The organism is Streptomyces sp. NPDC002490 (assembly GCF_040296045.1).
In the GTDB taxonomy this organism is placed as follows: Bacteria; Actinomycetota; Actinomycetes; order Streptomycetales; family Streptomycetaceae; genus Streptomyces.
Genome location: NZ_JBEOWM010000030.1, coordinates 1 through 13,642 on the forward strand (window position 1 = coordinate 1; position 13,642 = coordinate 13,642).

A 13,642-nucleotide genomic window follows, 5' to 3' on the forward strand; every position below is an offset into this window, starting at 1 on the left:
CGCGTCCTGATGCGGTCGATCCGGACCACCGACATCAACCCGCAAACCACTCAAAGCGACCTCACTGAAGCCGCTTGACATCCATAGGAGCATCCCGCGGGAGGCTTCCGCGCGGCGGCGGGGCCGGGCTCAAGCGGGCTTGGCGTAGTCCCCGTATCCGGTCCAGTCCAGCGTCACGCAGGCTTCGTCGCCGACCACCCAGGCGTCGTGACCGGGCGACACCTCGATGAAGTCGCCCGCTGCGACTTCGGCGCTCTCCCCGTCGTCCATGACGATCTTGAGACGGCCACTGACCACGTAGCCGGTGTGGGCCGACCGGCAGCTGTCGGTCCCCGCCAGCGGTTTGACGTGCTCCGACCAGCGCCAGCCCGGTTCGAAGACGGCCAGGCCGACGGGGCCGCCGGCCGTGTGCAGCAGGTCCAACCTGCCCTTGCCCTCCTCGAACGGCCGTGTTTCGTCCGCAGCGTCGAAGTTACGGATCACCAGCCCAGCCATGGTCACTCGCCTCCCGGAGTGGAGCGGCCCCGAGTCCTCTACCAGCCTAGTCCGGTGCCCGGCGAAGGCCCAGGTGACGCTCGGAGCCCGACGCCTCGCGAAGAGTGCGCGCCCCGGCCCGGAACGTGGCCAGGCCGGCGTCGAAGTCGAGGGACGAGCCCACGAAGAGAACGCTCCCGTCGGGAGCGACGTAGACCTTGCCGCCCCCGCGGACGGCGTGCACCAGGCAGATGCCCAGGCCCTCGGGAAGTCGGACGGTGGTCAGCGCCGGTGCCTCCGCGCGGCCGACGAAGAGGGCGCGGCCGATCTCGACCAGTCGGTCCTCGTCGAGGGCGTCGGCGGGCGGGCGGGGGCTCGCAGGGTTCGTCAAGGCGCCTTCCTCGGATCGGAGCGTGCCGCGGCCGGGCCCGGGCGGCTCGTCCGGGGCGGTGGGGGAACGGCCGTCATCATCCGTCCGAGGGTAGCCCGTGCGCCCGCGTCCGCAGCGGATGCGTCCTCGTCGCAACGACGGTGATCGCCACAACTCGCCTGCCCCGGAACGCTGTTACACAACGATCATTGAGTGCGTCGAAACGGCCGGGGCATACTGCGCGGGTTACCGGGGCGTAGACCCATCGAGAGGCGCCCCTAGGGGGCGGGCCCCCGCCCGCCCCCTGCACTCCTGAGCAGGGGGAATCTTGCGCACACCAGCAAAGAGGGCGTGCCCGGCCGTTGTTGCCGCCGGGTGCGTCGTGGCCCTGACGGCGGGCATGACCGGCCCGGCGTCGGCGGACGGGGCCGGCCCGGGACCGGGGCCGTCGGCGCCGGCGAACCGCCTCGCCGACGGGGCCGGAACCGTCCGCACCGTCACCCTGATCACCGGCGACCGGGTCCGCGTGGACGCGCGGGGCCGTGTCGGCGGCATCCAACGGGCCGACGGCCGGGAGGACATGCCCTTCTTCACCCAGGTCCACGACGGCCGCACCTACGTGGTGCCGCGGGACGCCCGGCGGTTGATCGCGGACGGCACCTTGGACCGGCGGCTGTTCGACGTCACCGAACTGACGAGGCCGGAGACCCGCAGGGCCCACCGGGCGGGACTCAAGGTGATCGTCGGCTACCGGGGCGGCGCCGCCGACGCCGCCCGTGCGGGGGTGCGGTCCGCCGAGGGCACCACCGTCCGCCGGACCCTCTCCGCCCTCGACGCGGACGCCGTCACCAGCGCCACCGACAGCACCGGGGCGTTGTGGGACGCCCTGACCCGTCCGACCCGCGACGGTTCGGTGGCCAGGACCTCCGGCATCGCCCGGATCTGGCTGGACGGGGTGCGCAAGGCGTCGCTCGACCGCAGCACCGGGCGGATCGGCGCGCCGTCCGCCTGGGCCCGCTCGTACGACGGCACCGGGGTGAAGATCGCCGTCGTGGACACCGGGATCGACGCCACCCATCCGGACCTCGCGGGACGGGTGGTGGCGGAGCGGAACTTCAGCAGGTCCCCGGACGCCCGGGACCGGGACGGGCACGGAACGCACGTGGCCTCCGTCGCCGCCGGCAGCGGGGCGAAGGACGGCAGGTTCAAGGGGGTGGCCCCCGGAGCCCAGCTGATCAGCGCCAAGGTGCTGGACGACCGGGGCGAGGGGGAGGACTCGGGCATCCTGGCCGGGGTCGACTGGGCCGTGGCCCAGGGCGCCGACATCGTCAACATGAGCCTGGGCAGCCCCGACACCCCGGGCATCGACCCGACCGAAGCCCAGATCAACAAGCTCTCCGCGGAGAAGGGCGTCCTGTTCGCGGTCGCCGCCGGCAACAGCGGCCCGGGCCGGTCCACGGTGGCCTCCCCGGGCAGCGCCGACGCCGCGCTGACCGTCGGTGCGGTCGACGACAACGATCTGATCGCCGACTTCTCCGCGGTGGGGCCGCGCACCGGCGACCACGCGATCAAGCCGGACGTCACCGCGCCGGGCGTGGCGATCACGGCGGCGGCCGCCGAGGGCACCGGCGGACAGAACCCGCCCGGGTACGTCAGCAAGGACGGCACGTCCATGGCGACCCCGCACGTCGCGGGCGCCGCGGCGCTCCTGAAGCAGAAGAACCCCACCTGGACGGGCGCCCGGCTCAAGGCGGTGCTGACGGCCTCCGCCCAAGGCGGTGCCTCCTCGGTGTTCCACCAGGGCGCGGGTCGCATCGCGGTCGACCGGGCGATCGACCAGACGGTCGTCGCCGAGCCCGGCTCGATCGACCTGGGCGTCCAACAGTGGCCCCACCAGGACGACACGCCCGTCACCCGGCAGGTGACGTACCGCAACGGCGGCACCACCGACGTGGTGCTGGACCTGGCGTTGGCGGCGCCCACCGGGGGCGACGGACAGCCGGCCCCCGCCGGCTTCTTCACCCTCGGGACCCCGCGCATCACGGTTCCGGCGGGCGGCACCGCCGCCGTGGAGCTGACGGCCGACACCCGGATCGGCGGTGCCGTCGACGGCTCGTACACGACGACCGTCGTCGCCTCCGGGGGCGGCCAGACCGTCCGGACCGCGGCCGCGGTGGAACGCGAGGGCGAGTCGTACGACGTCACCTTCGAGACCTTCGGGCGCGACGGCGCTCCGGGCACCGGCTGGCAGGCGGAACTGCTGGGCTACGCGGGCGCCGCCACCGACCGCCGTTTCCTGCCCGACCTCTCGTCCGGCTCCACCACGATACGGATGCCGCGCGGCACCTACGCCCTCGCGGCCAACCTGCTGGTCGATCCCGCCGCTCCGGCCAAGGGAGCCGATCTGATCGACAACCCGCAGTTCTCCGTGACCGGCCCCACGACCGTCACCCTCGACGCCCGCACCACCAAGCCGGTGACGATCACGGTGCCGGACCCGGCCGCGCGTCCGACGCGGGCGGGCATGCTGTACGTGCTGGAGACGAACGGGACGGCCTTCCTCCAGGGCGGCGAGTTCACCAGCTTCGACAACCTCCGCACCGCCTACCAGGGTCCGCAGCGGATCGACGGAACGCTCCGGCAGTCCTGGTCCGGTCACTGGGCACGGGGCGCCGACGAGTACTACGTCCTCACCGGCGGCCCGGTGCAGCGCCTCGCCGACGGGTACCACCGGACCTTCGCGGCCGGGGACCTCGCCCTGGTGAAGGCGGGCATCGGCGCCTCGGGGCCCGGAGTAGAGGGCGCCCTCGCCGCGCACGGCGAACTGCCCGGCGGTTCCGGCGTGGTCTCGGCCTTCCGGGTGCAGCCGGCGCCGGGCACCCGCAACGTGCACCTGTCCACGGACGACGGGGCGGCCTGGCAGATCGAGGCGGGGGTGCTGGGGGAGCCGGACGCCCAGGGGTTCCGGTCCTTCGACGCGGCCTACGGCACCGTCTCGCGCCGGTACGCGGCGGGCAGCACGCGCACCGAGGACTTCCACGCCGGTGTGCTGGGCCCGCAGATGGACGCCGGCAGCGGAATCGTGCGCGACGGCGACCAGGTGTACGGCTCGCTGACGCTCGCCGGTGACGGTGCGGGGCACCTCGGCTTCGCCCGGTACACCAGCGCGAGCACCACCATCCACCGCAACGGCGTGCTGTACGCGCAGGAGGACGCGGCCGTCGACGCGCGGACGTTCGCGCTGCCCCCGGAGGCCGCCGCGTACACGGTGTCCACCACGGTCCGGCGCAACCCCGCCCTCCACCGTGCCGGCACCCGGATCGACGCCTCGTGGACCTTCACCTCGGCCCGCACCGACGTCCCGACGATGCTGCCGGTGTCCACGGTCCGCTTCCGACCGGAGCTCGCACTGGACTCCACGGTCCCCGCGGGCGGCAGGGTGCGCGTTCCGGTCGTGGTGCAGGGCGCGGCGGCCGGCGCCGGCCTGAAGAAGCTCCGGGTCTCGGTGTCCTACGACGGCAAGAAGTGGCAGTCCGCCCCGGTCAGCGCGGACGAGGTCATCGTGCGGGCACCTGCGGGGGGCAGGGCGGTGTCGCTGCGGGCCGTGGTCACCGACACCCGGGGCAACCGGTCGACGGTCACGCTCCACGACGCCTTCCTCGGTAGGTAGCCCCCCGTCGAACACGCCCCGGCGGCCCGTGTGACGGGTGCACCGGCCGAGCCGCCCCGGGGGCCGGCTTCCACAACGGAAGCCGGCCCCCACTTGCGGTGACGTTTAGGTACGCCTTACCGTGCTCAATCGCACCACTCGGGGCTCGGCCGTCACACGGCCCGCCCGCGGCGAGCGCTCCACCGACGCAGCCTGGCCGTCCGCTGCCGGTTTCTCGCTGACGGGACCCATGTGAACGACTCTGCCTTCGGTCTGTACGACCCTGCCCGCGACCACAGTGCCTGCGGCGTGGGCTTCATCACCCGCCTCGACGGGACCCCCCACCACGAAGTCATCCGCAAGGGCGACGAGGCGCTGCGCACCATCCCGCACCGCGGAGGCACATCGGCCGAAGGCGTGGGCGACGGGGCGGGCGTGAGCATCGACCTGTCGGTGGAGTTCTTCGGCGCGATCACCGGTGAGGAACTGCGCGCCGGACACTTCGGCGTCGCGAACTGCTTCGTCCCCGTCGACGCCGACCGCCGCGCCGGCGCACTGGACCTGGTGGCTCGGAGCATCGCCGAACAGGGCTTCGAGGTACTGGTGGTGCGCGAGGTCCCGGTGGACCACGCAGTGGCCCGGGCCGCCGCCGAGCAGTACCAACTCCCCATCGTGCAATGGGTGTTCAGGGCGCCCGAGGGCTGGGAGCGCAGCGACGTGGACGCCGCCGCCCACCGCTGCCTCCTGGCGGTCGAGGCCGCCGCCTACGCGGACGACGCCTACGCGGGGCTCTACCCCCTGTCGCTGAGCGCACGGACCCAGGTGCTCAAGGGGCGGCTCAACTCCGGTGAGGTCATCGGGTACTTCCGCGACCTGTGCGATCCCCGGCACTCGGTGCGCTCGCTGTACTTCCACACCCGGTTCTCCACCAACACCGAACCGCACCCGACCATGGCACAGCCCTTCCGGCTCATGGCGCACAACGGAGAGCTGAACACCGACCGCAAGAACCGCCTGTCCGACGAGGCGCTCGCCCGCGCCCGCACCCGCAGCATCGTGCGCCCCCCGGGCCAGTCCGACTCCAGCCGGCTCGACCAGACCCTCCAGAGCAGGGTGTTCGACGACGGCCTGGACCTCGTCGAGGCCGTGGTGTCGCTGATGCCGCCCGCGTGGGAGAACGACCGGACCCTGCCCGTCGCGGTGCGCGACATGCTGGAGTACTTCTCGCTGTACGAGGAGAAGAACGACGGCCCGGCCGCCGTGATCTTCAGCGACGGGGACGTCGTCGGAGCCCGTCTGGACCGGCTCGGCCTGCGACCGCTGCGGACCGTCGAGACCGCCGAGTACCTCATGGTGGCCTCCGAGGCCGGCCAGGTCGCCTTCCCGGACGAGGAGGTCGTGCACCGGGGCCGCATCGAGGCCGGCGGCATGCTCGTCGTCGACCACCGCACCGGCCGTCGGCTGCGCACCGCGCAGGTGCTCGACGCGCTCGCCGCCCGCCGCCCCTACTCCGAGCTGCTGGCCGCGGCGCGGGTGAACCTCGACGACCTCCCCGCCCCCGACTACGACCGGACCACCACTACCCTCGGCTACGACGGGGACCTGACGACCGCCGGCCGCTACGTGGCCTACTCGCTGAACCAGGAGAGCTTCCGGTTCATGCTCGATCCGATGCTCGCCAACGGGGCGGAGCGGATCTCGGCGATGGGGTACGGCAACGCCATCAACGCGCTCAGCGACACCGAGGGCGGCATGGCGAAGTACTTCTCCCAGCGCTTCGCCCAGGTGACCAACCCCCCGCTGGACAGCATCCGCGAAGCGGACGGCATGAGCATGCGGGTCGCACTCGGCCCCAAGCCGGACGGCACCGGCCACACCAACGGCCGGCAACTCGTGCTGTCCTCGCCCGTGCTCGGCCACCTCGACATGGTCCGACTGCGTGACCAACAGATCGTGCCCCTGGAACGGTTCGACCTGCTCTACGCCCCCGCGCCCGGCGACGTGACCGCGAACGCCGACGCCCTGCGCACCGCCCTCGGACGGCTCTGCGACGACGTCGAGCGGTTCGCCGCGGAGCGGGGCGGCATCGCCCTCCTCACCGACCGGGCGGTCTCCTCGTCGAAGGCGCCGCTCCCGGTCGTCCTCGCCGTCGCGGCGGTGAACCAGCGCCTCATCGAAACGGGACTGCGACTGCGGGTCTCGCTGGTGGCGGAGAGCGGCCAACTCGCCTCCTCGCACCACGTCGCCACCGCCCTCGGCTTCGGGGCCTCGGCGGTCTACAGCCTCAGCGCACGACTGCGCGCGGAGGAGAAGTACCCGAGCGCACCGGCGCCCGCCGGGGAGACCACCGAAACCGACCGGGCCCTGGCACGGTTCCGCAAGGCGGCCGAGAAGTCGCTCGCCAAGACCATGGGCCGGGTCGGGCTGTGCACCGCCGAGAGCTACATCGGCGGCGAGTTCTTCGAACCGAACTACCTCGACACCCGCGACGACGTGTTCGCGACGATCTTCCCGCACCACCGGGCCCCGGTCGGCGGCGTGGGCTTCGCCCGCATCGCCGAGGCCGCGACGGAGTGGCACGAGCGGGCCCGCACGGTGCAGGGCGAACAGCAGATCCCCCTGCTCGGCCTCTTCAAGGAACGCTCGGACGGCGCCGGGCACTCCTTCGGCACCACGGCTGTCCGCGGCTTCGGCGGCATGACCGAGGAGCGCCCGGAGTTCGGCCGGCCCAACGACGCGGACGCGCTGCGCCTGCTCACGCTCGGCCAACTCGACGACGCGTTCGGCATCACCGACACCGCCTACCGCAACACCGGGTACGACGCACTCGGCGACGCCGAGATCGACGCCTTCCGGATCACCCCCGGATACCGCGCCTTCCTCCGGGCGACGCACGAGGAGCGCGCCCGGCGCCCGGCCGCCCTGCGCGACGTGCTCGCGCTGCCCGCGGACCTGACGGGACCGCGCACCCCCGAGGACTTCGCCCGTGAACTCGGCCGGTTCTCCACCACCGGCAACGCCAGCATCACCGTCCGGGGGCTCGTCACCGAAGTCACCCACGATTCCCCCGACGGGACCACCCTCCGGCTGCGCCTCACCGCCCCCGGGGCGGACGGCACGGAGCGCCACACCGCGCTCGCGGCCGGCCTCGCCCTGACGTACCCGGGCGAGGTCGAGACCCTCGACGCCGACGCCCGCGGCGTCACCGTCCACGTCGTCGGCACCGCCGCGCGCCTGCTCGCCCTCCTCGACGGCGCACCCGACAGCATCGCCCTCGACGAGGTGCAGCCCGCGCACCGGATCACCGCCGCGCTCGCCTCCGGCGCCATGAGCCACGGCGCCCTTGTGGCCAGCGCGCACGAGGCCGTCGCACACGGGGCGAACATGGTCGGTGCCCTGTCCAACAGCGGCGAGGGCGGTGAGCACCACTCCCGGTACGGCACCATCCGCGGCTCCCGGATCAAGCAGTTCGCGTCCGGCAGGTTCGGCATCTGGGCGGGCTACCTCGCCGATCCGATGCTCCAGGAACTGGAGATCAAGATCGGTCAGGGGGCGAAGCCCGGCGAAGGCGGTCAACTACCCGCGCCGAAGGTCACCGTCGACATCGCCGCAGCCCGCGGCGGGACCCCGGGCATCGAACTCGTCTCACCGCCGCCGCACCACGACACCTACTCGATCGAGGACCTCGCACAGCTCATCCACGACTGCAAGGCCGCCCGGGTGCGCGTGATCGTGAAGCTGGTGTCCTCGGAGGGCATCGGCACCATCGCGGTCGGCGTCGCCAAGGCCGGCGCCGACGTGATCAACGTCGCCGGGAACACCGGCGGCACCGGCGCAGCCGCCGTCACCAGCCTCAAGTACGCCGGCCGGTCGGCGGAGATCGGGGTCGCCGAGGTGCACCAGGCGCTCCTCGCGAACGGGCTGCGCGAGAAGGTCGTCCTGCGCTGCTCCGGCGCGCACCAGACCGGCGGGGACGTCGTCACCTCGGCCCTGCTGGGGGCCGACAGCTTCGAGTTCGGCACCACCGCGCTGATGATGCTCGGCTGCGTCATGGCGAAGAACTGCAACGTGAAGTGCCCCGCCGGACTCACCACCAACCCCGAGGCGTTCGAGGGCGACCCGCGGGCGCTGGCCCAGTACCTGCTCAACGTCGCCCACGACGTGCGGGGGATCCTCGCCCGCCTCGGCCTGGGCTCGCTGCGCGCGGCCCGGGGCCGTACCGACCTGCTCCAACTCCTGGACCACCCGGCGGGCGTCGGCCAACTGGACGTCCGCCGGCTGCTCGCCCGGGTCCCCGAGAAGACGGTGACCGAACCGGAGTACCTGGAGAAGGACTTCACCACCGACGACGCCCTGATCGAGCGGGTGCGGGCCGCCCTCGTCGAGCGGCGCGAGCCGTCCGTCCTCGTCGACGGCATCCGCCTCGGCAACAGCGACAAGTCGGTCGGCGGTCAGCTCGGCATCGACGTGGAGCGGCTGCTCAACCACCCTCTCGACGCCGCGGAGTTGGCCGGAGCGCCCGCCGTCACCACCGACGACCGCGGTCGCCGCCGGCTGGTGGACGACGCCGTCCTGGTCCGCACCACCGGGTCCGCAGGCCAGTCCTACGGAGTGTTCTGCAACGACGGCATCACCCTGGAGCACACCGGCACCGCCAACGACGGCGTCGGCAAGAGCCAGAGCGGCGGCCGGATCGTGGTCCGTGCTCCGGGCGGCGGCGCCGACGAGCACGGCGGCAACGTGCTCGTCGGGAACTTCGCCCTGTTCGGCGCCACCGGCGGTCGGACGTTCGTCCAGGGGGAGGCCGGCGACCGCTTCGCGGTGCGCAACTCCGGCGCGACCGCGGTCGTGGAGGGCCTCGGCGACTTCGGCTGCGAGTACATGACCGGCGGTACCGTGCTCAACCTCGGCGGCTTCGGCAAGGGCCTCGGCAACGGCATGAGCGGCGGCTTCCTGTACCAGTACGACCCCACCGGCGAACTGCGCGAGCGGGTGAGCGCGGACTCGCTCCTGGTGTTCCCGGTGACCGACACCGAGCACGGGGTCTTCCACCAGGAAGCCGTGCGCCTGCTCCTCCAGTGGCACCTGGAGGCCACCGGCTCCCGGCTCGCGGCCCGGCTCCTCGCCGACTGGGAGCACGAACGCCGCCACGTGTACTGCGGAATGCCCCGCGCGCTGCTGCTGTACCAGGACGCCACCGAGATCCTCGCCGCGGCCACCCGCGGCGAACTGCTCGACGAACTCGCCACCTCCATCGCGACGGACAAGCTCCGCGCCTTCAAGGTCGACTACCGCGACCGCCGCACCGTGCTCGGCGGACGCGCCCCCGCGCTCGGCGACCGGGACGGCGACGACATGTTCTCGCTGCTCTCCTCGTACACGGTGCTCACCGTCGCCCAGGACCTGGCGCTCGCCCGGGTGCCCGGCGCGAGCGATCCGGACGACCCGCGGGTCGCCGAGGCCGTCCGCAACCTGGTGCTCACCGAGGACTTCGCCGTCAAGCAGCGGGTGGTGAAGTACCTGCGCGGCACCCTGGAGCGGTTCGACGACGACGAACTCGCCACGCTCATCGCCATCAAGCGCCTCGACGACTACAAGCGCGCCCTGAGCAGCCGCAACAACTTCAGCATGGACGCCCCCGGCACCTACGGCTGGATCCTCCACCAGAACGCCAAGAACACCGGCCGCGTCCGGGCCGCCCGGTTCGACGAACTGCTCGCGACCGCGGCCCTGGCGGACATCGCCGAGCGCCGGACCCCGCAGACCCCCACCCAGGCGGTGACCGCATGACCCTCATGGCCCCCACCGGAACCCTCATCCCGGCCGACGCCCCCTTCTCCGCCGCACAGGAGTCGTGGCTGGCCGGCTTCCTCGCCGGCATCGCCACCGCCGGCCGTCGGGAGGCCCGGGCGGTCGACGCACCCACCACGACCGTGGACGTCCTGTTCGGCACACAGACCGGGACCGCCGAGTTCCTCGCCGACGAACTGGTCTCCGGGGCCCGCGCCCGGGGCCTCGGCGCGGCCCCCGCCGCCCTCGACGCCGTCACGCCCGAGCGCCTCGCCGCCATGTCCCACCTGCTGATCGTCACCTCGACGTACGGCGAGGGGGAGATGCCCGACAACGCCGGGCTGTTCTGGGAAGCGCTGAGCGCCGATGCGGCACCGCGGCTGGAGGGACTGCGCTACGCGGTCCTCGGACTCGGCGACCGCGGGTACGACGACTTCTGCCAGGCGGCGAAGCTCATCGACACCCGACTGGAGCAACTCGGCGCCACCCGCGTGCACGACCGCGTGGACTGCGACGTCGACTTCGAGGAGCCCGCCGCGGCATGGACGACCGCGGTCCTGGACCGACTCGCCGCCGAGACCGGCGCCCCGGCGCCCCCCGCGCCCGCCGCTCCGTCGAGCGCCGCCCCGGGCCCGACCCCCCGGACCCGTTCCCCGTGGAACAAGCGCACCCCGTACCGGTCCCGGCTCGCCGTGAACAGGCTGCTGTCCTCGCCGGACAGCGCCAAGGAGATCCGCCACTACGAGTTCGAACTCGGCGACAGCGGCATCACCTACACCGCCGGCGATGCGCTCGCCGTCCTCCCGGTGAACGACGACGCCCTGGTCGGCGCCCTCCTCGAACACCTGGGCGCGCACGGCGACGAGGACGTCGACGGGCAGCCGCTCGTCGAGGTGCTGCGCACCGGTCGCGAGGTCCGCACCCCCTCCAAGGAACTCGTCGCCGAACTCGTCGAACGGGCGCCGAGCAGTGACCTCGCCGCGGTCGTCGGGCACGGCGACCGGGCCGCCCTCGACTCCTGGCTGTGGGGCCGGGACGTGCTCGACCTGCTGCGGGACGCCGGACCGGCCGCCCCCGAGCTACCCGAACTGCTTCCGCTGCTGCGCCCGTTGCAGGCCCGGCAGTACTCGATCTCGTCGAGTCCGCTCGCCCACCCGGACCGCATCCACCTGACCGTCGCCTCGGTCCGGTACACCACCGGGCACCGCCGGTACGAGGGGGTCGCCTCGACCTACCTCGCGGACCGGGCGGGCGGGGGGACCGACGAGCCGTCCGCCGGCGTCTACCTCCAGCCGAACACCTCCTTCGGCGTTCCCGCGGACGACGACGCCCCGATGGTCATGATCGGCCCCGGTACCGGCATCGCCCCGTTCCGCGGCTTCCTCCACGAGCGGGCCGCTCGGGGCGCCGCCGGACGCAACTGGCTCTTCTTCGGCGACCAACACCGCCGCACCGACTTCGTGTACGAGGACGAGCTCGCCCGGTTGCGGGAGAGCGGCGTGCTCACCCGGCTCGACCTGGCGTTCTCGCGCGACCAGGCGGAGAAGGTCTACGTGCAGTCGCGCATGCGCGAGCAGTCGCGCGAGTTGTACGGATGGCTGGAGGAGGGGGCGCACGTGTACGTGTGCGGCGACGCCTCCCGCATGGCGAAGGACGTCGAGGCGGAGCTGCTCGGCGTCATCGCCCGGGAGCGCGGGCGCGGCGAGGAGGACGCCGCCCAGTACCTGGCGGACCTGCGGCGCGCCAAGCGCTACGTGCGGGACGTGTACTGAGGCGCGCCGGGTCGGCAGCCGGAGCCCCGCGGCGCCGACGAACCGTGCGCCGTGGAGGAGGGGCGCGGTAGACGGAACGGCACCGTGCGGCCGTGTCGGGGCGAGGAGCCGGCGCTCGCCCCCACCGCCCGATGCCGTTCCCGTCGTCCAGGCGGTCACCGGCCGGCCGGTGACCCGGATCGCGCAGGTCGGGAGCCTGCGCGGGGCGGCGTCCGGCGTCCGACCGGGCTCGTTCGTGCTCCGCGTCGACCCCGAGGAGATCGTGTCGGCCGTCGTCGTCCGGGACGGGACGGCCGGCACGCCGCGCATCGGGAGGCCGAACCCGTCGGCCCGTCCTCAGGACCGTGGCACGTCCTTGAGGAACAGGATCCCGTCGAGGTCCGCCAGCCGATCCGGGTCCAACGGGGCGTAGAAGTGGGGCGAGGTGCGGGTGACGATCCGCGCGGCGCCGAGGGCGGCGGCCAACACCGGGGCGTCGACGAGGCAGCGGTCCCGGTCGAGCGCGTACAGGAGTCCCTCGACGCTGTCCGGCTCCGGTGCCCCCACCCCCCGGTGCCGCATCGTGCCCAGGGCGGTGGCCAGGAAGGCGTACTCCGCGCCCAGCCGTGCGCTCGCCAGCGCACCCGCCCCCCACCACCTCAGCGGCTCCGGCCGGTCGGGCAGGCGCCACCTGCTCTCGCCCCGTTCGAGGTGGCCGTTGTGGGCGAAGGCCAACACCGGACCCCGCTCGGTGAGGGCCAGAAGGTTCTCGGCCATGATCGAATCCCGTAGTCCGAGCAGCCGCCCCATCCGGTTCGGTGAGGGGTCGGCCATCCAGTAGTGGTAGCGCAGCAGCCCAGTGGCGGTGCGCCCGTACAGGCGTGCCCGGTCCCAGCCCTCCCGCGAGGCGGCCGTGATCAGCCGGGGTGCCTGTGCGTCGAGGACCGCCACCAGGTCGTCGGCGAGCACCCGCAGCTCCGTCGCTCCGGCGGAGCGTCCCACCGAGCGTGAGGCGTCCCGCATGGCCCCGGGCTCCGTCCACCGGTCGTCGGGACCGAGCAGCCGGTCGAGGGCGTCCGCGGTACAGGGCAGCAGGTCCGCGTCGCCGTGGTCGGCGAGGTACGCGTGGAGTGCGGCGAGGGCCTGCCGGGGGCTCGCCGCGCCGGTCATCTCCAACGGACCGTCGAAGCCGGCGAAGCGGATCCGCTCGGACGCGGGCCGGCCCTCGTTGTGGGCACGCATCCAGCGCACCAGCTCGCGGTTGGCGGCGAACGCGCCGAAGCCGTGGCTGAAGCCCTGCGCCATGACGGCGTCGAGGGTGCCCCGACCCGAGGTGACGTAGTCGTCCACGACCAGTCCCCGCAGGCAGTCGCTCTCGACGGCGACCGTGCGGTAGCCCTCCTGCTCGATGAGTTCGCGGAAGAGTTCGTTGCGCACGTCGAGCGGTGCACGCTCGCCGTGGACGGGTTCGCCCAGGGCGAGCAGCCGCGGTCGGGTCGGGAGCAGCTTCACCACGGCGGGAGCGTCGACGGCACCGACGGAGTCCTCGAAGTCGATATCCATGCCTTCGACGGTATCGCTGAACCATCCGTTGAGGCTTTGCACGAT

General features: G+C 73.2%; 6 protein-coding genes. 3 read left to right on the forward strand and 3 right to left on the reverse strand.

The window, feature by feature from the left end:
* Positions 1-129 precede the first annotated feature (129 nt).
* Together ABT092_RS19840 and ABT092_RS19845 are read right to left on the reverse strand one after the other, a co-directional pair.
* Positions 130-495, reverse strand: coding sequence for a cupin domain-containing protein (locus ABT092_RS19840; RefSeq protein ID WP_351245574.1), 366 nt, complete (start codon positions 493-495; stop codon positions 130-132).
* Between the two features lie 46 nt (positions 496-541).
* Positions 542-865 carry a hypothetical protein gene (locus ABT092_RS19845; protein WP_351245576.1) on the reverse strand — a complete coding sequence of 108 codons (324 nt, stop codon included), beginning with the start codon at positions 863-865 and terminating at the stop codon, positions 542-544.
* Positions 866-1,244: 379 nt separating this feature from the next.
* On the opposite strand from ABT092_RS19845, the gene ABT092_RS19850 reads away from it, so the two are divergent.
* From ABT092_RS19850 to ABT092_RS19860, 3 genes are all read left to right on the forward strand, one after another.
* A complete protein-coding gene (locus ABT092_RS19850; protein ID WP_351245680.1) occupies positions 1,245-4,514 on the forward strand; it encodes a S8 family serine peptidase in 3,270 nt (1,089 codons plus the stop codon).
* 231 nt (positions 4,515-4,745) lie between these two features.
* Positions 4,746-10,283 (forward strand): glutamate synthase-related protein, encoded by a 5,538-nt coding sequence (locus tag ABT092_RS19855; RefSeq protein WP_351245578.1) that lies wholly within the window; start codon positions 4,746-4,748, stop codon positions 10,281-10,283.
* A complete protein-coding gene (locus ABT092_RS19860) occupies positions 10,280-12,055 on the forward strand; it encodes a diflavin oxidoreductase (protein WP_351245580.1) in 1,776 nt (591 codons plus the stop codon). The genes ABT092_RS19855 and ABT092_RS19860 overlap by 4 nt, the downstream gene beginning before the upstream one ends.
* Positions 12,056-12,391: 336 nt before the next feature.
* Here the strand turns inward: ABT092_RS19860 and ABT092_RS19865 are convergent, their stop codons facing one another.
* Positions 12,392-13,597, reverse strand: a complete 1,206-nt coding sequence (locus ABT092_RS19865; RefSeq protein WP_351245582.1) for an erythromycin esterase family protein — start codon at positions 13,595-13,597, stop codon at positions 12,392-12,394.
* Positions 13,598-13,642 lie beyond the last annotated feature (45 nt).

Excerpts from the sequence above, each read along its gene's own strand:
- ABT092_RS19840 (WP_351245574.1), bottom strand. The coding sequence starts at position 495 with ATGGCTGGGCTGGTGATCCGTAACTTCGACGCTGCGGACGAAACACGG.
- ABT092_RS19850 (WP_351245680.1), top strand. The coding sequence starts at position 1,245 with ATGACCGGCCCGGCGTCGGCGGACGGGGCCGGCCCGGGACCGGGGCCG.
- ABT092_RS19860 (WP_351245580.1), top strand. The coding sequence starts at position 10,280 with ATGACCCTCATGGCCCCCACCGGAACCCTCATCCCGGCCGACGCCCCC.
- ABT092_RS19865 (WP_351245582.1), bottom strand. The coding sequence starts at position 13,597 with ATGGATATCGACTTCGAGGACTCCGTCGGTGCCGTCGACGCTCCCGCC.